This is a genomic window from Sulfobacillus sp. TH-112 (assembly GCF_057473405.1).
Window position 1 is genome coordinate 1 of record NZ_JBYCKN010000191.1, and the last position, 20,836, is coordinate 20,836.

At 51.8% G+C, this 20,836-nt stretch carries 21 protein-coding genes, 1 tRNA gene and 2 pseudogenes; 23 read left to right on the forward strand and 1 reads right to left on the reverse strand.

Translation table 11 applies throughout. The features are described 5' to 3' along the window. The 23 genes and pseudogenes from ACOJWD_RS14160 to ACOJWD_RS14270 form a co-directional block, all read left to right on the forward strand. On the forward strand, positions 1–732 hold a 732-nt coding region (locus tag ACOJWD_RS14160; protein WP_486993895.1), incomplete at its 5' end, for a sensor histidine kinase. 19 nt (positions 733–751) lie between these two features. Next, positions 752–1,417, forward strand: coding sequence for a response regulator transcription factor (locus ACOJWD_RS14165; protein ID WP_486993896.1), 666 nt, complete (start codon positions 752–754; stop codon positions 1,415–1,417). 346 nt (positions 1,418–1,763) lie between these two features. Further along, a complete protein-coding gene (locus ACOJWD_RS14170; RefSeq protein ID WP_486993915.1) occupies positions 1,764–2,543 on the forward strand; it encodes a ferritin-like domain-containing protein in 780 nt (259 codons plus the stop codon). A gap of 61 nt (positions 2,544–2,604) precedes the next feature. Beyond that, complete coding sequence (locus tag ACOJWD_RS14175) at positions 2,605–2,877, forward strand: TMEM165/GDT1 family protein (RefSeq protein WP_486993897.1); 273 nt, start codon at positions 2,605–2,607, stop codon at positions 2,875–2,877. 71 nt (positions 2,878–2,948) lie between these two features. Continuing rightward, positions 2,949–3,023 (forward strand) — tRNA-Arg (locus ACOJWD_RS14180). Positions 3,024–3,787: 764 nt separating this feature from the next. Then, positions 3,788–3,841: pseudogene (locus ACOJWD_RS14185) on the forward strand (hypothetical protein); the annotation flags it as partial. 19 nt (positions 3,842–3,860) lie between these two features. Further along, positions 3,861–4,310, forward strand: coding sequence for a recombinase family protein (locus ACOJWD_RS14190; RefSeq protein WP_486993898.1), 450 nt, complete (start codon positions 3,861–3,863; stop codon positions 4,308–4,310). Between the two features lie 113 nt (positions 4,311–4,423). Continuing rightward, a complete protein-coding gene (locus ACOJWD_RS14195) occupies positions 4,424–5,275 on the forward strand; it encodes a sce7726 family protein (protein ID WP_486993899.1) in 852 nt (283 codons plus the stop codon). 7 nt (positions 5,276–5,282) lie between these two features. Beyond that, the gene (locus tag ACOJWD_RS14200) at positions 5,283–6,209 is read left to right on the forward strand and encodes a sce7725 family protein (RefSeq protein WP_486993900.1); all 927 of its coding nucleotides are present in this window, start codon (positions 5,283–5,285) and stop codon (positions 6,207–6,209) included. Then, complete coding sequence (locus ACOJWD_RS14205) at positions 6,206–7,288, forward strand: RES family NAD+ phosphorylase (protein WP_486993901.1); 1,083 nt, start codon at positions 6,206–6,208, stop codon at positions 7,286–7,288. The genes ACOJWD_RS14200 and ACOJWD_RS14205 overlap by 4 nt, the downstream gene beginning before the upstream one ends. A gap of 817 nt (positions 7,289–8,105) precedes the next feature. Then, positions 8,106–8,582, forward strand: a complete 477-nt coding sequence (locus tag ACOJWD_RS14210) for a tyrosine-type recombinase/integrase (protein ID WP_486993902.1) — start codon at positions 8,106–8,108, stop codon at positions 8,580–8,582. A gap of 454 nt (positions 8,583–9,036) precedes the next feature. Continuing rightward, positions 9,037–9,333 (forward strand): tyrosine-type recombinase/integrase, encoded by a 297-nt coding sequence (locus ACOJWD_RS14215; RefSeq protein WP_486993903.1) that lies wholly within the window; start codon positions 9,037–9,039, stop codon positions 9,331–9,333. Between the two features lie 967 nt (positions 9,334–10,300). Further along, entirely contained in the window at positions 10,301–10,813 is a 513-nt protein-coding gene (locus ACOJWD_RS14220; protein ID WP_486993904.1) for a universal stress protein, read from the forward strand. A gap of 31 nt (positions 10,814–10,844) precedes the next feature. Beyond that, complete coding sequence (locus ACOJWD_RS14225; protein WP_486993905.1) at positions 10,845–11,258, forward strand: universal stress protein; 414 nt, start codon at positions 10,845–10,847, stop codon at positions 11,256–11,258. 857 nt (positions 11,259–12,115) lie between these two features. Further along, entirely contained in the window at positions 12,116–12,469 is a 354-nt protein-coding gene (locus tag ACOJWD_RS14230; RefSeq protein WP_486993906.1) for a hypothetical protein, read from the forward strand. A gap of 552 nt (positions 12,470–13,021) precedes the next feature. Beyond that, positions 13,022–13,351, forward strand: a complete 330-nt coding sequence (locus ACOJWD_RS14235) for a nucleotidyltransferase family protein (RefSeq protein ID WP_486993907.1) — start codon at positions 13,022–13,024, stop codon at positions 13,349–13,351. After that, positions 13,338–13,703: pseudogene (locus ACOJWD_RS14240) on the forward strand (HepT-like ribonuclease domain-containing protein). The gene ACOJWD_RS14235 and the pseudogene ACOJWD_RS14240 overlap by 14 nt, the downstream one beginning before the upstream one ends. 343 nt (positions 13,704–14,046) lie before the next feature. Next, positions 14,047–15,456 (forward strand): purine-cytosine permease family protein, encoded by a 1,410-nt coding sequence (locus ACOJWD_RS14245; protein ID WP_486993908.1) that lies wholly within the window; start codon positions 14,047–14,049, stop codon positions 15,454–15,456. After that, the gene (locus ACOJWD_RS14250; RefSeq protein WP_486993909.1) at positions 15,453–16,409 is read left to right on the forward strand and encodes a PfkB family carbohydrate kinase; all 957 of its coding nucleotides are present in this window, start codon (positions 15,453–15,455) and stop codon (positions 16,407–16,409) included. Before ACOJWD_RS14245 ends, ACOJWD_RS14250 begins: the two co-directional genes overlap by 4 nt. A gap of 107 nt (positions 16,410–16,516) precedes the next feature. Beyond that, positions 16,517–17,686 (forward strand): MFS transporter, encoded by a 1,170-nt coding sequence (locus tag ACOJWD_RS14255; protein ID WP_486993910.1) that lies wholly within the window; start codon positions 16,517–16,519, stop codon positions 17,684–17,686. Between the two features lie 26 nt (positions 17,687–17,712). Next, positions 17,713–18,312, forward strand: a complete 600-nt coding sequence (locus tag ACOJWD_RS14260) for a pentapeptide repeat-containing protein (protein WP_486993911.1) — start codon at positions 17,713–17,715, stop codon at positions 18,310–18,312. 9 nt (positions 18,313–18,321) lie between these two features. Further along, positions 18,322–19,185: an SDR family oxidoreductase gene (locus ACOJWD_RS14265; protein ID WP_486993912.1), complete on the forward strand. Its 864-nt coding sequence runs from the start codon at positions 18,322–18,324 to the stop codon at positions 19,183–19,185. A gap of 328 nt (positions 19,186–19,513) precedes the next feature. Next, the gene (locus ACOJWD_RS14270; protein WP_486993913.1) at positions 19,514–20,494 is read left to right on the forward strand and encodes an aldo/keto reductase; all 981 of its coding nucleotides are present in this window, start codon (positions 19,514–19,516) and stop codon (positions 20,492–20,494) included. 72 nt (positions 20,495–20,566) lie between these two features. Here the strand turns inward: ACOJWD_RS14270 and ACOJWD_RS14275 are convergent. Then, the coding region (locus ACOJWD_RS14275; protein WP_486993914.1) for a hypothetical protein at positions 20,567–20,836 on the reverse strand (270 nt) is incomplete at its 5' end.

The following is a 20,836-nucleotide window of genomic DNA, read 5'->3' on the forward strand; positions in this document are numbered from 1 at the left end:
AATAAGCTCGGCGGATTCACCGGCGAGGATGAAGTCTTAGCGCAACTGTTTGCACGACAAGCGGCCGTCGTAATTTCCAATGCCCGTCTCTATCAAGACCGCGAAAGCTGGGCCACGGTGCAAGAGCGGGAACGCATTGGTCGTGAATTGCATGATGGAGTCCTGCAAACGTTGTATGGGCTCACGCTATCGCTGGAATTTCTTCTCGATGGGGAAGGTCTTGACGAGGCGGAACGGACCGAATTGAATCGGATTACCGAGACACTGAGTCTCACCATGACAGACATTCGCATGTATATTCAAAGTTTAGGAACATCGCCTGTCGATTTCTATGTGGCGTTGAAAGATATGTTGCAAAGGACGGGACAGAGTGCCGTCGTGCAACTGCAATTTCACGATCAGCAGTATTTGACGCTTGATCCCGCGGTGATTCATGATCTCGTGCTCTCGGTTCAGGAGGCCGTGTCCAATGCCATTCGCCACGGCGAGAGCTCGCAGGTGATTGTGGGATGGCAAAGTACGGATTGGGAACATCAATTGTGGATCGAAGATAATGGTGTAGGGTTTGATGACGCTGCTGTATCCGATCTCAATCATCATTTTGGATTGCAAAATATGAATCGTCGCATGGAAAAGCTGGGTGGAGTGATGGACGTGACTAGTAAACCGGGGCACGGCACGACGGTGCAATTTCGGTGGCCCCGTTCTGCGGACTCAACGAAGTTATTTTAATGACTGGGGGATAGGGTATATGGATAGCCATGAGGTAGACAGTATCATTCGGGTGGCCATTGTTGATGACCATGAGGTGGTTCGAATGGGGCTGAAGAATCTTATTGACCATCAACCCGACCTGGAAGTGGTAGGGGATTATGGCACCGGTTTGGCGGCCATTCAGAATATACCGCATCAAGCGGACGTGGCCGTGCTGGATGTGCGTATGGGAGACGTGAATGGGTTTGAGGTGTGCCGTCAGATAAAGGAACAAGATGAACACGTTCAAGTGATTATGCTCACGTCGTTCGGGCAAGACGAGATGGTATTAGACGCAATTGATGCTGGCGCTTCGGGCTATTTATTAAAGGAATCTCGCGGTCACACGGTGATTGAAGGAATTCGGACGGTGGCCCAAGGCGGGTCCTTATTTAGCCCGCAGGTGACCGCCACGCTGTTTCGACGGCTGAGGACAGCACAAGGACCCAAGGACCCGATTGAAGAGCTCAACGACAATGAGTCCAAGATCTTAGCCTTGGTGGCAGAAGGGAAAACCAATCGGGAAATTGGCGAATCCTTGTTCTTAAGTGAGAAAACGGTAAAGCATTATGTGAGCAATATTCTGAGTAAACTCGGCTATACCCGGCGTGCCGAAGCGGCTGCACACTATGCCCGCTATGATTCGGATCGTAGACACGATTGATAGCACTAGTGGTGGTGGCGGAGCACCATAATGCCGACCAGTACTAATGCCCAGATGGTGCATTGCCATAAAGCCATGGTCAGCCACGGATGTAGTTTTGAAAAGACCTCAATCATGGGGAAGACCTCCGTTCAAAGACGCCTTTGGGTTTGATGATAGTGTGTCTGCGAACGAAATGCTGTTGCCGTTTGTTCCGCATCTGAGGGTCCATGAGGTCCTTTTATGGCGGCAGTGGTCATGATAATGGGACCATCTAGACGTGCAAAGTGGGGCCTTTCGACCCTACGGCATAGCAGCCCTGAGTGAGTAAAGTGAATCATCTACCTGGTTAAGGAGGCGCCTCGTGATGATTCATGTCAATCCGGAAATTAACGACGAAGAATTTTTACGCCTGTTTGAAAAGGGCATTCACTCTCAGTGGGGGAGTGATGAAATCGATTGGGGGCTTGTCGAGGGAATTCCCGAAGAGAAGAAGCAGGCGTTGGGTCAGGTGATTACGCCCGTATATTTAGGGGAACAGACGGCGATGTTAGGAGTGAGTGCCGTTCTGCCCTTGATATTAACTGAAGGGCATACGGAACCGGCACTCTATTTATCGAGCATGGGTTTGGACGAAGCCCGTCATTTTCGTAATTTGAATCATTTATATCGGGTGCTCAAGGTCGAACCCCTCCCGAGTCGACGCCTACCAGAAATGTGGCGTTACCACGCAAGACTTTTACAGAAACACGACCCTGTTCAGTGGGTGTTTGGGATCCTCATTAGCGATCTCTTTGCCAAGACGTTTTATGGGGGATTTGCCGATCGATTTCCCGACACTGTAGTCGGACGATTGTCACGTCGCACATTGCAGGATGAAGCGCGCCATCAAGCTTTTTCGGACCGCTATTTGAATCGTATGCTGCCCACGATGGACAAAGATGCAAAGGGGCAACTGCTGGTGTTGAGGGATGATCTCTTTCGCATTATGGAGAGGTTGGGAAACCGATTGCGAGCACCCATGGAAGTGCTAGATTGGTCGCCAGAACTATTTCTACAAGAACTCTGGGACGATACCGAGCGCTGGGTCAAACGGTTAGGACTCGTATCCGAGACCACCGTAATCGAGTCAGTGGTGCATGAATAAGGCATGACCGTCATATCTATTCCCTGAGGACGAAGCACGAGCCTTTCAGGGAGGGATCCGGGTGGATTGGAAGGTTTTTCTGTCAACCTTCGGGTTAATTTTCTTTGCGGAGTTAGGGGATAAGACGCAACTGACAGTCATGACACTTTCGGCGCAAAGTGAGTCGACGACTTCGGTTTTTGTAGGAGCAGCGGTAGCGTTGGCGCTCAGTGCTCTTTTAGCGGTGATTTTTGGGGAGGCCGTAACGCGTCTAGTACCAACACAATACATTCATTTAGGAGCAGGTATCATGTTTGTTGGCCTCGGTATCCTATTAATGTTGGGTAAACTCTAAGATCGGTTCGTGGATGAGGGATCCGTAACTTGCGATGTGTGGCACAGGGATGATATAATCTTTTAGTTGATGCGCCCGTAGTGAAGTGGATATCACGCAGGCCTCCGAAGCCTGAAGCAGGGGTTCGAGTCCCTTCGGGCGCACCAAAAGTTTGAAACCCGCATCCTACAAGGGATTGCGGGATTTTCATTTTGCGCTGGACGGTTGCGGGCCGCAGAACGGGACGCAGGAAATTCGGCACCACTGTTTGGGCTAATTCATGACCCAGCACACATCTCTTTAGGGTTGGGGACCACCAAAGCATTATGAGCTGCTTACGACTACGAGTCTTGTCGCGCTGCATACAGTGGAATGGTGACCCTCTGCCCGTGTGGTATTTATATAACGAGGATCGCACTTCCTATGTCAACGGTGTGGAATGGATCGATTATCCCTGTCCGCGGGCCCTAGGGACACTGCACATCATAGATATCACGGCCTGTGGCTCCATGGTTGCCTTTACATCGTCGCACGGCGGACGGAGTCGCCGATCTGCGGTATAGAGGTCAGCGCGACCCAAGTCGCGTGCCGTGGCAGGACGCTCTTCGTCCAGTGACATCAGGACTATTAATCCGATTTCCGGCGAGACGCCTGACATTGGTCGCTGGTTAACCTCAACCGTGGGGGGCACGGCATTCTATCCACCGCAGGTGTCTGTCCTCGCTTAGACGGAGACACGGTTTCTTCACAACGGTTAGTCTGTGAGGTGGTCGGTGGTTTGTGCTAAAAACATCAGTTTGATTGTGTCAAAACTTTGTCTCGAAATGTGTGTCTCAGGAATAGACAAGGCTTATGGGTTTTGCGACAATCGCATCAAGGGGAGGAAGCTATGCTGATCGGCTATGCCAGCGCCTCCACCACGGACCAAACGATGGCGCTCCAGGAAGACGCTTTGCAAAAGGTAGGCTGTGACCGGATTTTCCGCGATGTGATGTCCGGTAGTAGTGCTGACCGACCAGGGCTCTCGGAAGCCATGGAGTATTGCTCGGGATGGCGACGTACTGGTTGTTTGGAAGTTAGATCGGTTGGGTCGTTCTCTGGGCCATCTAATCGAAGTGGTAGGGAAATTGCGCGACCGCGGGGTTGGATTCCGAAGTCTACAAGAACAAATGGACACGACGACCGCTGGGGGCCAGTTAATCTTTCATAGCTTTGGGGCAATGGCCGAATTCGAAAGAGAAATTATCCGGGAGCGAACGAATGCCGGATTGGCGGCTGCCAGGGCTCGAGGACGCATGGGCGGTCGTCCCATGCGTCTATCTTCGGAACAGGTGTGTATGGCTCAACGACTAATGGCCACTCGAGAGAGTTCGGCCGAGCAAGTGGCGCGGGCGTTACATGTCTCTAGAGCTACGCTTTATCGAGCGTTGCGGCGTGATGCCCCGGTAATATGAGTCTCTGGCTGTGGTATCAAAGCGGGGAGGGCCTCGGATGGAGTTCGGGCGATCAGGAATGCTTAAGATAGAATAGCGAAATTGGGAGCGTCTGTGGACGGGGAGGTGAGGTCATGGAGAGCACCAATACCATTTTAAATCGAATTTTCTCGAAGAGGACTGTGCTGGATCTTATTAACGAGAAGTCAAACTCTGTGTATAATGCCGTCGTTTGGAAGTACCTCCAAGGTGTCGAGTCACAAGATAATAGGGCTGTGATGCAAAATATCTATCAGGTAATTAACGCATCATACAGAAACGAGTATTTTTATAAAAACACGCTACTCAATAAACTTCTCTTGGGCCGACACAGTCTGAATACCACAACTGCCCTTTCAGAGGTCGCTGTTAACAAGTCTAAGGCTGATTTCGTCCTTATCAACGGACGGGCTGTTGTGTACGAAATCAAGACAGAATTGGACACGCTGGATCGGTTACGCACGCAAGTCTTTGACTACTACAAGGCATTTAAAAGCGTGTGCGTTGTCACGTCAGAATCCAATTACGAGCGAACATTGAAGAAATTAGCTGGAGATACTCGCGTTGGCATTTACGTACTTACTCGAAACCAAACGATAAGTCATAAGAGAGAGCCGGTGGACGACGGTTCAAAACTAGAACACAAGGCCTTGTTTAAAATTTTGCGAAAGCATGAGTTTGAAAATATTTTATTAAAGCACTATGGTCGGGTGCCGACGGCCCAACCGGCCCAATACTACAAGGAGTGCTTCCGGTGGTTCCACGATATAGAGATTGAGGTTGCGTATCGCCACTTTCTGTTTGAATTAAAGAAGCGCAGCAATGTGGAGCCCATTGCATACGGTCAAGTTCCGTACGAACTTAAGTCTTTGGTTTATTTCTCGAATTTTGTGTCTGAGGACTATAGAAAACTGAACAAGTTTTTAAATAACACATTCGGAGGATAGCAATGTTATGTACCTACCATATCTAAGGGGCAGACAGTATGAACTTCTCGCAATCCGAGAAATACTTGAGAATTCATTGCTGGGTTTTCATGTTATACCGATCATAGAGCCGATTAAACTCTCGTTCACTCTCCTCAAAACATTGGAGTCGTTTCGGGATGCAAACCAACCGATTGCGGTTGTACAAAATCCTCAGGTGGGAAACTTTTCTGGGGAAATGGACGTGGTAGAGGAGACGGATCCTTTAAAGCTAAAATATTCGATGTGTTTAGCCCACCCTAATCTTATCCAGGCTTATTATGTGACGCCCCGGTTGTTGCACGAACCACCGGCCATCCCAAGGGAACGACTCATGTTGATTCATCAAGATAAAAATCTTTTAGACGATTACACATACTATCTACTAGAGGATCCTGCGGCCTATCAGTTGGTTCCGGATGCACGAACTTTTAGGCCGGTCCGAAAAAACCGAGTTATCATAGAAGATCCCTTCCAAAAACAATTGCGAAATGCGGATTATGCAGATAGGGATGACGAATTTTTTTCTGCCGAACACCGTTACTACCATGATGATGGATTCGTCGGATTTTCCGACTATTCGATTGTCGGCAATGAATACTCAGAATCTGGTTTCGCTCCGTTTGCCGTTGCTATACACATTGTCTACTTCGATCCTAAGCAAAATCTCCGCGTCAGGCACTTTCTATCAGACACGAACGAGGACACAAGTGACCCTGCGGGCAAGTTTTACGAAGCATTGACCAAGCTGGTGCAGTGGAACAAGGAAGAAGGTCTGAAAACGAGAGCGATCAAGATATTGGAGGAGCACTACCGTGAGGGTACGTATCCAGGTCTCGGGACGCTAAAAAAGCTATCAATCATGCACCACATCGAACTTATCAGCGATTACCTCACTAAGGCGTTGGACCAATGATCTGTTGTGAAAATTGCTTTAAGGACACCGAAATCAAAGCCATCATCGCGCGCCTGGGGCATAAGGGGCACTGTGATATTTGCCACAGCGAAAACGTCCCTATCTACGATGCAAATGAGCACGATACTTTGGTTCCCCTGTTTGAGGAGCTATTGGCTGTTTATAAACCTGTTAAATTGTTGTCGGCCGATTACCCCCCAGAGAATCTGCGCCTGCTAAAGGACGAACTCCATGACAACTGGGACCTATTTAACGTTGAGAGAAGCCTCGTTCATCGAATCGTCACGGGAATTTGTGCAGAACAATACGCCCAAAACCCCGAACTGTTTAACGGCCCGGTTGGTATCGCAGAATCGGTGCAACCAACTTACATGGCCGAACACTCCCTGATAAAAACTGGAGACTGGGAAGCCTTTGTTAAAGCGATCAAGACGGAAAGCCGATTTCATACCAGCCATATGAATACCGAAGTGTTACAACTATTTTGCGCATATGCAAAACGGCGTTATGAGGCCGGGGCAGTGTTTTATCGCGCCAGGCTATCCGATGAGAATGGGTTTTCTTCCACGGACATGGGGGCGCCACCCTTGCTAAAGGCCAGTGCAGGACGGGCTAATCCCCAAGGCATACCCTATCTTTACGTTGCAACCGATGAATTGACAACTTTGAAGGAAATCCGGGCCGGCGCCCACGACTATGTTACTATTGCCGCCTTTATGGTGACTGAACCAATCGATATTGTCGATTTAAGCATTATTGACAGACTTAGTGCGTTCTCAGGTCTCGACTGTACCCAGCATGCCATAAATAAGGGTCACCTGAGACAAATCAGCAGAGAGATTGCCCGGCCGCTAAGAAGAAATGACAGCTCCCTGGACTATTTGCCCACGCAATATATTTGCGATTTCATCAAGAGCATTCGCGATGGTGGGCGCTTCCAATATCACGGAATCAAGTATCAAAGTACTATCTCTCCAACCGGTCACAACCTAGCGATATTTGATAGCAGTCGTCTAAGGTGTACGTCTACTTCTGTGGTAGAGGTTCGAGACCTTCAATATACCGTGGCAACGGTATGAAGGATGATAGTCTAGACGAAATAGGTCATCCCATATGCTAGACACCCAACAGTTCGTCTCACTGGGCAACGTGCTCCAACCCCTTCGGTGCGTCTTTCAAACGATTGAGAACTGAGCGTACGTGTTCGGGATCGCGAGGGATATCCTGTGACTATGTCTTCAATCAGGTAATTCCACTATTCTGCATCGATGGCAGGAAGTCCGCTTCGGAGGAATTTGGAGGCGATTATCTGTTCGACCTTGGCGGGCAGCTGTGCAATTCCGTCGAGCGGATCGTCAAGTTTCGTAATGGAGCGCAAGGTCCTTCTTAATGGATCCGCGGACAACTTTGGCGCCATCGACGCGTACAAGGAGCCGCAGATTGACATGAACTCGTCCTCTGCCGCCCGATCGGCAACTAGCGGGCCGGCAAAATTTGCTCTCACTTGCGGTCGAGAAGCGTGACTCGTGTGGCCACCATCCCAGTTGACGGAGGGAGTGACACGTGGCAGGACGGCTGGCGGTGCTGCGACGGGCAGGGCGGGCCATGGAGCTTGTTTTTTCGTGAAATCATGGCCGCTAACTGTGGGAATAGTTCGCCATCCTAGGTGTTGCAACTCCTCGGGCTAATCGATCCCCTCTGATTAAGACGTATGGTGCCGACCCCTACGGCCCTTCCTTGGAGGGCGTCACTGCAGTTAGCGGACCCACGCAATCAAAGAACTTGCGGTTGATGAACCCTCGGTAGACGGTGACCAGAAGGCGGTCCGATTTGACCGAAAGACCGAAAGTGAGTTGAGAACGTCCGACCAACCAGCATGGGAGGAGTTTTTGTGTGTTGCCGCGAAGCCTTGTTTTAGGTGAGATAATTTTATGCCGAGTTGCAATAAGGGATCCCTATGCTGTCGAGCCGCGTAAGTTGTGCTGTGGTCGCTGGAAGGGCCGAGTCGTTCTCTATGATGTAAGTACTGGAAGGCGTCGGGAGACGACCCGAACGTTTGGTACCAAGAAAGAGGCCAAGAATTGGGCCGAAAAGGAAGCCGCGCAATATTTCGAAGACCCAAACCGCAAGGCGACGAGCGAGGAGACAGTACGCGAGTACCTTAATCGATGGTTCCCTCAAGTCGTGGTCCGACCGTCATCCGTAGCTCGCTATCGTGCTGACATCGCTCACATCCAGAGACTTATCGGCGACCGTCGTATGAATACCCTCAACCCGCTCGATATCCAGAACGTTTACACGCGACTGTTGGACGAAGGCACGTCCCCAGGGACTGTGCGCCATGTTCGCGTGATTATTCATGGAGCATTTTAGGACGCCGTAGCGTGGGATTTGCTGTCCAAGGATCCCTCATACGGGGCAAAGGCTCCGAAATCGTCGCAGCGCCGGCTGTAGATTCCGACGATCGAAAGAGGCCAGAGGTATGCTCAGGGCCGCGGAGTCGGAGCGTCTGTACGCGCTCTGGGTGTTTTTGCAATGGTGGGGTGCCGAAGGGAGGGAACTTTGGCCGTGAAGTGGGACGACATTGATTGGGATCGCAAGGTGGTGACTATTCAACGGACCCAGTCGGATGGGGTGCCAAGCGAACCGCCAATCCGCCGAAGACGCCCGCGGGACGTCGAGTTATAGTGCTCTCAGACTATGTGCTCACGTGTTAGGACGATACCAACGCGACCAAGAGATCGAGCGTCAGGTGGCCGGAAGCGCATGGCAAGAAGAGGGATGCGTTTTCACAACGTGAAATGGGACGTGGCTTGCTGGCGGACACGTGTACGACGGTTTCAAGCGTTTAGTCGCGCGGGCTGGATTACCCAAGACAATGCGGCTCCATGATCTACGTCATGCGATGGCGAGCTATTGGCTGGCTGAGGGAGTGCCGGTCAAAGTGGTGAGCGAACGGATGGGCCACGCGAACATCAGCATCACCTTGGAGATTTATGGCCATCTCTTACCCAATATGCAGGCGGACTCCGCTGAAAAAATGGATGTGTTTTTCTTCGGATCGGAACCAAAGCGGGCCGCAGAGAATTTCAAAACCGTCATAACTGCCATGGACACGGCTTGACATAAAATCATAAAATTTCCTGTTAACATGGGGTTTTCAACGAACACTCAAGATGATTTGAGACACACCAAGGCGGGACCAACGAGAAGCAGGGGTTCGAGTCCCTTCGGGCACACCAAAAGTTTACAAACCAGCATCCTACAAGGGATTGCAGGATTTTTGTTTCCAGAAAACCCGCGCATGTTGCACAAACACCACCTGACACTCTGTGATGGTTATAGCCGGAAAAATGCTGTGCTCGCTGGGACGTAGCAACGGGTGTAAGAGGGCACGAGACTAATCCCAAGCGAGGGCAGCGAGTAACTACCCAGGGTGACCAAAAGCTCTCTGTCGCGTGTGGCGGCATCGCGGCCGTGGACGTCCGAGGAACGGCGGATGTGCGCCATGGTTAACCGCGGACTTGACGCAAGGCCACTGACATAATGCTCGAAAATGCGGACGTTCGTTTGTGTTCGGTACCAGATGACATTGGTATCGCTCCGATTTTTTAGTCACGGTGCGCCACTCAGTGGATCCACCGCGTCGTTGACGACGCGGATCACATGATGCGGGGGAATCATATCGGCAAAAATCATTGAGCTTGTTGGTAGGGTCGGATTTGACAAACACCCCGGGATGTTCGGCTACTATCTCTTGGGGCTCCGCGAATCCCGGCATGATGAATTGAGCTCTTGGAACGGATACCACCAAACCGCCCTATCACCAGCATGTTCTCCTTAAGAAGGGTGGACTGATAATGTTGAGCCTACAACGTTTTGCGGTTCATTTACCGAGTTAATTTTTTGCCTTTTGGGATAACTTGAGATTTGACGGTCAGCATGGAAGTGGCGGCCCTAAACGATAGCCTGCCTAGTACTCTACAAAGGACCCACATGGCCCATTAACCATGACCGTAAGACCCTCTATTTTTCTCGTCAGACGGCCTACCATAAAAGTGACAAATGACTGGGAGAGGATGTGGATTTCCGTGGGTGAGCTTCTTTCTTTAGTCTTAGCCACAGACGGCTCCACGCAAGCTCTAAAAGCTGCGGCATGGGCTGACCACACGCTTACGCACTGTGGTGCCAACGTTTATGTGGTGACGGTCTTGGGACTAGCCACCACGGATAACGATGTGATGTCGCATGGCTTGTTCCATTTCACCGCTGAAAGACAGTCGGTGGTACTGCAAACGGCGTGGCAAAGAACGTACGAACACGCGGAGAGCGCTCTAAAGCAGACGCGCCAACTCCTATCTCATTTGAACGTTGTAGAATGCCGCATTCTCGAAGATTCGCAGCCAGCGGATGCCATCATTGCTTATAGCGAAAAAAGACCTGTCGACACGATTGTGGTGGGGCGACGAGGACATACGCGGCTAGGGAATTTACTGGGAAGTTTGTCCTTTTCTTTGATGCAAGAATCCTCCATACCCGTTACGGTTGTCGGCTCATATTTTCTTAACGAGGATATGTTTCGTGATAGAGGCTACTCTTCATGACAAGTGAAGGTGGAAGAAAGGAGAGAGACAAATGGCACTTTCAGTCTTGTTGCCTACCGATGGATCCCCCTCGGCGCTTCGGGCTGCTCGGTGGCTCGGTGACCATGCGCCGACAAAAAGTATTTCGGTAACATTGTTGCATGTCATGGCGCCCACGCAAGCCATGGTGCTGCCCGAAGCGTTTATTGCGGCGCGCCGACAATCAGAAGAAATTTTGGAGAAAACCGAAGACCTCCTGGCCTGTTGCCATGCGATTGATACCGTGACCGTCCTGGGCCTTCCTCATGAGCAAATCGTACGCTACGCCATCGATCACAATATGGATCTAATTATTCTCGGACGACGTGGTACCTCTAAGGTAGGCTCGTGGGTGGGGAGCGTATCGTTTGCCGTTTTCCAAAGGTCTCCCATTCCCGTGACTATTGTCGAACCGGCTAGCGACTAATGGTTGTATCGATTGCATCGAAAGGGTGAATTGAGATGAATTCCGGTCACGGAGAGATGGCAGTTCTTTGGATTTTAGTGGCATCCCTCACGGTGATGCTAGTGTGCGCTCTATTGGTTGTTGTTCGGTATTCAGATGAGGGGCGCTTACGTCGACGATCCCATGGGCACATATCTCGATCGGTCATCCGATTTCCTTCACGAGGAAAACGCCTGTGGAACCGTTGGATGGGATCTAGGCGTCATATAAGGGATCATGACGACCTAAGTGTGCTAAACGGTGGCCGACATCTTAATGCTATGGTGTCTAGGAGAAACCCCTATCATCGTCATCCCCCGCGTACTCATCGCCAATGAGGGGGTTAAGGCAACATAGGACGAAAATAGGCATGAGGATACGACCTGTCTCTCGATAGAGCAGGTCCTTATTTGGGAATCGCGATGAAACCCTCTCTTATTCCACGCGGCATGCAATTTGGCTGCAGTTCTGGGCGACGAAGGCGTGGTGGTGAAGACGCTGGTGAGGATATCAACACCGCACATGGGGTCCAATATGGTGGCGGAATTATGCAAGACGACACCCGTATTCATCAGCGTTGAGCGGTCCTGCCAGCGCACATAAATTTTATCGCTTATACCAGCATTGTGAATGCCTCAAAGAGTACTAGTGTCTTGGCACCGGTTCACAAGGAGACCGAAGCAGAAATCATGAAGACCAGCATCGCATCGTCGTTTTTAAGACACAATGGGTATTTGGAGCGCGAAGTGTCTAATATTCAACACGCCATGGCGCGAGTCCCCTGGGTCACTTCGTGAGGGATTGGCACGCTAGGGTAGGAGCTTCGGCGTAAGTATGCGATGGCTGCAGCGATGGTGATTTCGAGAGCGGGTCATGAGAATACCACCGATACATTATGTGGTTCACTTTTGGGCGTTGAGAAGTTGGTGTCTACTGTAAGTCAAGTGATCGGTCGCGATATTGAGGTCCAACAGGGGGGCGAGGGACCTAATACTCATGCGATGCAAAAGGCGGGACTGCGGGTCGATATCCTGCGTCCCCTGGTCGGAATTCAGCGGAGCATTCGTGAAGGCATCTCGGCTATCAAAAGCCGCGATTATGAGACGCTATTGGGGCGGTCCCTCCCTCTCGATCAAGCGCGGCGGGGAGGTTTTGATGGCGACGTCCAGTCTAACGTCAGGGAACACCGATAGAAAGATCCCATACAGTAGATACGGTCGGACACACGATGGACTGAATCGCTACCCGGCTCACCTTATCGCGTGTGTCATAGCGTGATGCTGGTTGGTCGTTATCCAGGCGAGGGACAAGATGTTTACTGAGCTTCTCGGATCTCTGACTTAAGGTTCCTCAGTCAGGGCTCTGCATCAATTAGTAGAGTGGGGACTCCGAGAGTACGCTTAGCGTGGAATACCGCCGCATGAGCCACCTTGGTACGCTTGTTGACCATGTTGTGGGTGAAACGGGGCTGTACCGGAAGATTTATCGGCCATTTGCAATCTAGGGTTGGATCGTATTCTGTCCCCTCGATAGTGAGTCGCCCTGTTTTGTGCAAAACCTGGTTGAAGGCGTCTTCCGAATAACCTGCTGTAGTGTGCAAAACGTGGTTGGATCGGCCGCCTGAGATGAGTGGCCTTCATGCACATTCGGGCCGGTTAGCTATTTAGCCAAATAGTCTGAGAAAAGCTGAAGAAACCTTGATTTGCTGGGCGCACGCCGTATGATAGGAGAAGGAGGGATGTCGTATGCCCCAGACCGTGAATATTCCTGAACGCTTACCAATCTCCATCGACCCGGACGAGTTGACCGCCCTTTGTCATCGCTATGGGATTCGGGAGTTGGCGCTCTTTGGGTCGGTTTTGCGCGACGATTTTACGTCCCAGAGTGACGTCGACGTGCTCTATGAAATGGGACCCATGTCACCCATTCGATCGCTCTTTGACGTGGGGCGTTTGGTGGGAGACCTCGAGGAACTGCTGGGACGTCGCGTGGATGTGGCCAACAAGCAACGGCTCTATCCCGTATTGCGGGAGGAAATTCTTTCGACGCGGCGCGTGATTTATGCCGAAACGTGATAACTTCAGCACATTGACCCATATCGCGGAGGCTGTCCAGCGAATCAAGCGCTGGACGGAAGCGATTTCGCACGAAGAGTTCCTGGATGATGAACTCCGGCAAAGTGCCATTATGCGCCAACTGGAAATTATCGGGGAAGCGACGGGCCGGCTGACGGCGGAATTCCTCTAGGACCATGCGGACGTCCTACCCTGGAACGTCATGAAGAGCATGCGCAACGTACTCATTCATGGGTACGATGAAGTGGATATCGAGATTGTGTGGACGACAGCCACGCAGGACATTCCCGGGATTCATGCACCGATTCAAGATCTGCTGTCGGAGGCCGCCGACGCATCGCGCGATGGATAGTAACCATTGTCCACCGCCCGCATCACTGTCTGGTTCGTAGGGCCCGTGGTCGGCGGATTCCAACCAGCGGCAGGATAGCATGCCGTCAATACGGACCGCATATTCCAACCTTGGCCGGTCGTGCTGAGAACGGAAGATTGAGCCAAGAAACGAGGAAATCCAACCACATTTTGCACATAGCCGATTTATCGTTGAATTGCCCAGATTCATCGCAGGGTGTATTAAAATCGCTCCTGGGGGAATCGTGATTTGCTGTTCATGGGTGCAGTTGCAAGATAGAATCTTATGGTGCATCAGGGATCTTGACCGTCCTCGTGACGGGTATTCGGAGAGGGGACTTTGGGTGAAGCGGGAGGCGATGGAGTTTAACCGGCCCTGGCACATCGAAACCACAGGGATCATGCCTGTCGCCTTAACGGCCAGAGATGGTAAGGCGAGTGACTTGTTCTGGGTGTGGTGTGGCGCTAACCTTGGTTTAATGTCTATGGTGTATGGAGCCATCCTGCTTTCGTTGGGATTGAACTTTGTGCAAGGGCTGCTGGTAATTATTCTGGGGACGGCATCATTTTTTCTTGTCGGGATGTTTTCCATAGCGGGAGCGCAAACTGGTCTTCCCATGATGGCGCTTTCTCGCCGGGTCTTTGGTAAGTACGGCAATGTGCTGCCCGCGCTCGTTAGTTGGATCTCTCTTTTGGGTTGGGAAACCATTAGTGTCATCACCGGTACGCTGGCGTTAATGATTCTCTATGGATTTGTTGAACCGCATGCGCCAGTGGCGGTAGCGATGGAAGCGATGGCGACCATGGTGGTGTGTACCATCTTAGCGAGCCTGATGGGACAAGCGACATTGGTGGTTATTCAGAAGTGGGCGAGCTATATTTTTGGTGTCTTGACACTCGGCATCATCGGGCTCTTAGTGATGCATACCTCCTGGGCTATGGTGTGGAACCGCCCTTATGGATCGTGGATTCATGGGTTTTTGCCGGCACTTTCCATTGTCATTGCGGGAACGGGTCTCAGTTGGACTAATGCTGCGGCAGACTATAGTCGTTATGTAGGTCGTCCTGTGTTACGCTCTAAAATACTGTGGTCTGTCGTGTTGGGGGCGGCAATACCGCTGGTCATCTTAATGTCGACCGGGCTTCTGATGGCGACACGATCGCCCCATTTGGCTACAGCGGCAAATCCCATTGCAGTCATTGGGGCCGCATTGCCGCGATGGGCCTCCATTGCCTATCTTGTGACAGCGGCGGCTGGACTCGTAGTGGAGGCGGACCTGAGTCTCTATTCATCGGGACTAAATTTGATGGCGCTATTTGTTCCGTTCGAGCGCTATAAGACGGTAGCCATTGATGCTGTCGTGATGATGATCGGTACAGCCTACGTGGTGCTGGTGGCGCAAAATTTCTTGGCGGCCTTTGAATCTTTTGTCTTGCTGTTAGGCGTCGGACTCGCAGCATGGGCGGGCGTATTTCTCGCAGCACAAGTTTTTTCCCATCTATTACAAGTGGAGGATGGTGCCGTTCCTAAGGTGCGGCTTTGGCCGATCATCGGCTGGGGTATTGCAGTGAGTGTCGGTCTCATCTTTACTGATTCTCCCTATGTTCATGGAGTGTTCTCACGCGGGGTTTTTGCCAATTCGAGTCTTTCTCTCCTCATCGCCTTTATCGTGGGAGCTGGCCTTTTTCTTGTGAGCAAGCCGTCTCGCATTCGAGTTTCGCGGGTAGCGAGTCGTAGGCGGAGGTCAACATGATAAGGCCGCAACGGCTTTTGGTAGCGGCGGGCATCATCATGGATATCATTACGGTGGTCGACACCTGGCCTCCGCGTGGGGGGGATGTCTTCGCCAAAGAGGGGCAAATTACGCCCGGTGGAGGATTTAACCTCGTTGCAGCCGCGCACAGGCTGGGGTGCCCGACCGCGTATGTGGGGCGGTTGGGCCAGGGGGCCTTTTCGTCTATTGCCAGGCGACATCTCGAGACCATGGGAGTAGCATTTCTCGGAAAGCCCGTAGCGGATTCCGATACTGGGTTTACTGTAGCGATTGTGGAAGCTGACGGCGAACGGACGTTTCTCACGGTCAGTGGGGCCGAGTCGATGATGTCAAAGGAGCACCTGCGTTCGATTGCCATCGAGGATGGTGATGCTCTCTACATATCGGGATATCACCTCGTCCGTGAACCTTTTGCATCTGCGGTGATGGATTGGGTGGAGAGACAATCGGCTCGCATTATAACGGTCTTTGACCCTGGCCCATTGGTGGTAGACATCTCGCCTTCTGTGCGTCGTCGACTCTTAGGATGCGCTCACATTCTTACAGTCAACTTTAGGGAAGCCAGCATTCTCACAGGCGAAAAGAGGGGAGACGAAGCGGTGCGGCGATTATCGCGACTACTGGCTCCGACCGCCCGCGCTATCGTGCGGGTCGGATCCGAAGGCGCATGGATTCTCGACGATGATGGACGCCCGCGACTCATACCGACTAGGGCCGTGCCTCCCCGTGACACTTCGGGTGCGGGCGATGTGCACACGGCGGCATTAATAGCGCGGTTGCATTCGCACATGGAGTGGGAGAGGGCGGTGTATGAAGCGAATGTGTGTGCTTCCTATACGGTGGAAAAGGCGCTTCCCTCGGCTTCGCCGACCGAAGTGCAATTAGAGGAGCTGTTACTCAACCTCCGCGATCAGACAGAACACCAGGAGTGAGGTAGTGCGCCCCGATCTTTACCCAATGGCAGCAGGAGCCTCAGTGAAGTGCGTCGAAGAGGACGGTGATGACATAAGTTTACTCAGAGAGGTTAAGGAGGCGCATTATGCCTAGTCGCACCCGTCTTATAATGCCTTATGCTCTTTTTGCTTTTGTGTTGGGATTTTCATGGTTTATGCTGGCACCTTTGGTACCGGACCTCATGGGAAGTCTTAAAGGCTCGCTCTCCTCCATTTTATTACTGGTGTCTCTATATGGCTATGCGATGATCGTCGGTGCTCTACCCGCAGGACTTCTGACCGCTCGACGGGGTCCACGGCCTGTTCTAAGGACCGCGATTATCCTGAGCGTCGTGGGGCTCGTTTTTCGGGCCTTAGCGACCTCGTATGCTTTCTTTTTTGTCGCTCAAGTATTAGCGGCTATGGCCTATCCATTCTTAATCGCTCCAATAGGATCCGTGTTGCGGCTTCAAGGCATTGTGCGCACTAAGAGTGCCACTGGCGCCGTGATTGGCACGCTATTCTTTGGAATGGCTGTGGGGTCCCTAATAGCCCCACATCTGAGCTTATCTTTCGACTTGTGGTTGGCGGTGGCGCTCAATGTGATCGTCGGCGGGGTTTTGTGGGTGACGCTGGGAAGAATAGGGGCTCCCGAGGGAGATCCTTTAGGGCGCGTACGATTGGTGGTTTCCGGTTGGTGGATTGTGGGATTTGTCGTCTCCTCCATCAGTGTGATGTATGGTTCTATCAGTAGCAGCGCGTTAACTCATCTGCATGTAGCCCATGCGGCCAGCTTGGGCGGATTATTATCATCCCTAACATTTCTCGGTTCCGGGGCTGGGGCTGTGATATTTGGGTGGATCGGCGAGTCGATAGACAAAAGCCGCAGTCTCCAGAGAATACTAGGGATCTTGACCCTTATCTTTCTCATGGGATGTGCCTTTCTTCTCACAGGGACGCTCTCTCCCACGGCGATCGGGTTAGACCTCGTGTTTTTCGTGTTTGGTGCGCTCAGCAATGGCTGGTACACCTTAGCCCTGGAATCGGCCGCCCGACGCGCTGAGGGTGCTGGGTCAGCGGGACTGGCCACCGCAGGATATAGTATGGCATCGAACATTGGCGTTGCTATCATACCAGTGATCCTGGGACCGCTCGTGGTCAGTCATCCTAGCGATTGGCTCTTAATTTTATTGGCTATGACCGTGATTGCAGTCTTGGTGCCATTTTTCGCTAAAGAGGCGTTAAGGACGGCGACTCAGACGGGGAAACATGTCTAGACTAGATTGGCGAAGGAGCAGACCACATGGAGGAATTGGACCTTATCTATACCAACCGGGTGTTTGACGGCTGGCCTGAGATGACGCGCGTGCGCGGCACGCAGTTTATCGATTGTACATTTCGTGATGTCGATGCTATGGAGTGTGCCACAGACCACGTAACGTTTGAACGGTGCCGATTTCAAGGAGGAAAGTTTAACGGTACGATTCATCGTGACAGTGCCTTTTTAAATTGCCGACTGATAGGAAGCAACTTTTTTGGCGCTTCGTTTCTGCAATGTCGCATGATTGGCACCGAATTTGACGAAATCGTGTGGAGTGGCGTGACGCTAGTTGGTGGAGACTTTTCATATTGTGCCCTTCGACATGCAGATATGTCCAATGCAGATTTCCGTGATGCACGGTTTGTGGAAAGCGATTTGCGGGAAGCCAATTTGAAGAAGTGCGACTTTCGTGGTGCAGACTTAACGGGGGCTCTGCTAGATAAGGCAAACTTAGCGCAGGCGGACCTGCGTGGAGCGACTCTCGACCGCGTGGACTTTCGCGGCGTCAATCTTCGCCAGGTAAGACTGGACCTTACGCAAGCCGTGCTGGTGGTACAGTCTTTAGGTGCAATGGTCGAATAGGAGGAAAGCATGGGATCCAATCCGTCGCAAGACGTGGTACTGATTACGGGATGTTCGACAGGAATTGGTCGGGCGACTGCAGAATTGCTTCATCAACGGGGCTATCGGGTCATTGCGACGTCGCGGAACCTCATGGATATTGAGCAGGTCTCGGCGACGGATAAATATGCTCTTGACGTGCGCAATGCGTCGCAGGTAGAAGAGGTAGTCAAAGAGGTCTTGTTCCATCATAGGCGCATTGACGTGCTCATTAATAATGCGGGTTATGGTCAGCGGGGGGCCGTTGAAGATGTGCCGATAGATTTGGTGGAAGAGTCCTTTGATGTGAATCTTTACGGGCCCTTGCGACTGATTCATGCGGTGTTGCCCGTCATGCGTGATCACGGTCGCGGGCGTATCGTCAATCTGAGCTCGGTGGTGGGGCGCTCGAGTATGCCCATGATGGGGGTTTATTGTTCGACGAAATTTGCGCTTGAAGCGCTTAGTGATAGTTTGCGGATGGAAGTTCAGGCCTTTGGGATTGAGGTGATCCTGATTGAACCGGGACCGGTGAGAACGGATTTTTCTCGTAATGCCGCCGAAGCCTCCCTCACGGTGTTGCGCTCAGCCGATTCACCGTATCGCTTGTGGTATCAAAAAGGCGACGAATTTCGCATTGACCGCTACTCCACGTCCCCCGAAGAGGTGGCTCGCACAATATTGCGGGCGATTTCCTCTCCCCACCCTAAAGCTCGCTATCCGGTGCCGTATTCCGCGTCGTTGTTGGTGAACCTATTTCCTTTATTGAGAGCATTCGGGATGGAAAAAATTTTGACGAAACGGTTGCGCAAGGTGTTGATGGCGCAAGAGACCAACGACGACTCATCCTCATAGCAGAACATGGCGGCCGAGAGTTCGGCACTAAGGTGGGAAATGACTCGGTCGGTTAAGCGGAAGTTTGATTCACATGACATCTCCCCAAGACCCAGAAGATAAAAGAGATTATGAGAAGTAACAATATACGATTCTCCTTGAGAATGGCTCTTCGTGAGAGGGGAGCCTTTTACCGATGCGCGGTCCAACTGATCAGTACGAACGCTTGGGGCATTGAGGATGCCCATAAAGAATAACTCGGCGGCTGCAACCAGAAATGGGGTGCGCGAAATCCCAGGCTCCACCTAGGACAACTTCGCAGTACAATAGGGGAAAGGGGTGGGAGAACATGGAATATACGAAATTAGGTAATACTGGACTGCAGGTGTCACGCATATGTCTTGGTTGTATGAGCTATGGGGTCCCTGAGCGGGGTAATCATGAATGGGTATTGAATGAAGAGGAAAGCCGGCCATTTATCAAAAAGGCACTTGACATGGGGATTAACTTTTTTGATACGGCGAACGTATACTCCGATGGCACGAGTGAAGAAATCGTTGGGCGGGCGCTACGGGACTATGCTCACCGCGATGAGATTGTGCTGGCTACCAAGGTTCATGGCCGAATGCGTTCTGGCCCCAATGGGGGCGGACTATCTCGAAAAGCCATTATGACGGAGATTGATCATAGTCTCAAGAGGCTCGGTACAGATTACGTCGACTTATATCAAATTCACCGATGGGATTATGAAACACCCATTGAGGAGACATTGGAGGCGCTCAATGATGTGGTCAAGTCTGGGAAAGCCAGATACATCGGGGCCTCTTCGATGCATGCGTGGCAATTTATGAAGGCGTTATCAATTTCCGATCGGAATGGATGGAGTCGGTTTCAATCCATGCAGGACTATGTGAATTTGCTTTATCGCGAAGAGGAGCGCGAAATGCTGCCCTTATGCGAAGAGGAAGGCATTGGGGTGATCCCTTGGAGTCCCTTGGCGCGCGGCAGGTTAGCGCGACCGTGGAATGAGAGCAGCAAGCGCTCCGAGAAGGATCAATTTGGAAAAACTCTATACACCGCCATGGAAAGTGCTGACCGAGAGATTGTCGGAAGAGTCGCCGAAATCGCCGAGGAACGGCGGGTGTCCATGGCGCAAGTGGCTCTGGCTTGGGTTTTACAGAAAAAACCGATAACGGCGCCAATTATCGGGGCCACCAAGCTTCATCACTTAGACGATGCAATCGCGGCCCTCGACTTGACGTTGTCCACTGAAGATATTGTCCGTTTAGAGGGGGCGTATCGACCACACCCAGTACTCGGATTTAAGTAATCAGCGGTGAACCGGTAGCACCTTACCATGTATGCGTAAGCGTGCTACCGGTTTTCTCTACCTCTTATAAGGTTATTGATCATTAGTTTTTCTCGGTGTGGTGCCGGGAATGTTTTTGGGAGTCCATTGGCCGTCGGCCTGGCGAAGGTACCCATCATCATAGTGGGTGAGAATATCGTTCGCGGAAAAGGGCGCTGTGTCGCTCAAGAGCGCACGCCACCCCGGACCGCGCATAAAAAGCTCGGCCGTATCCGGATAGTGCACGAGGTCTTTCGCGGCCAAGGCGTTGTCTGGCCAAATTTCCATGTCAAGTACCGACAGCGATTCGCCCAAGTCGGTCAC

Coding starts and splice junctions, on each gene's coding strand:
- ACOJWD_RS14200 (WP_486993900.1), top strand. CDS start 5,283: ATGTACCTACCATATCTAAGGGGCAGACAGTATGAACTTCTCGCAATC.
- ACOJWD_RS14165 (WP_486993896.1), top strand. CDS start 752: ATGGATAGCCATGAGGTAGACAGTATCATTCGGGTGGCCATTGTTGAT.
- ACOJWD_RS14235 (WP_486993907.1), top strand. CDS start 13,022: ATGCCCCAGACCGTGAATATTCCTGAACGCTTACCAATCTCCATCGAC.
- ACOJWD_RS14170 (WP_486993915.1), top strand. CDS start 1,764: ATGATTCATGTCAATCCGGAAATTAACGACGAAGAATTTTTACGCCTG.
- ACOJWD_RS14195 (WP_486993899.1), top strand. CDS start 4,424: ATGGAGAGCACCAATACCATTTTAAATCGAATTTTCTCGAAGAGGACT.
- ACOJWD_RS14225 (WP_486993905.1), top strand. CDS start 10,845: ATGGCACTTTCAGTCTTGTTGCCTACCGATGGATCCCCCTCGGCGCTT.
- ACOJWD_RS14260 (WP_486993911.1), top strand. CDS start 17,713: ATGGAGGAATTGGACCTTATCTATACCAACCGGGTGTTTGACGGCTGG.
- ACOJWD_RS14250 (WP_486993909.1), top strand. CDS start 15,453: ATGATAAGGCCGCAACGGCTTTTGGTAGCGGCGGGCATCATCATGGAT.
- ACOJWD_RS14230 (WP_486993906.1), top strand. CDS start 12,116: ATGGCTGCAGCGATGGTGATTTCGAGAGCGGGTCATGAGAATACCACC.
- ACOJWD_RS14255 (WP_486993910.1), top strand. CDS start 16,517: ATGCCTAGTCGCACCCGTCTTATAATGCCTTATGCTCTTTTTGCTTTT.
- ACOJWD_RS14265 (WP_486993912.1), top strand. CDS start 18,322: ATGGGATCCAATCCGTCGCAAGACGTGGTACTGATTACGGGATGTTCG.
- ACOJWD_RS14205 (WP_486993901.1), top strand. CDS start 6,206: ATGATCTGTTGTGAAAATTGCTTTAAGGACACCGAAATCAAAGCCATC.
- ACOJWD_RS14270 (WP_486993913.1), top strand. CDS start 19,514: ATGGAATATACGAAATTAGGTAATACTGGACTGCAGGTGTCACGCATA.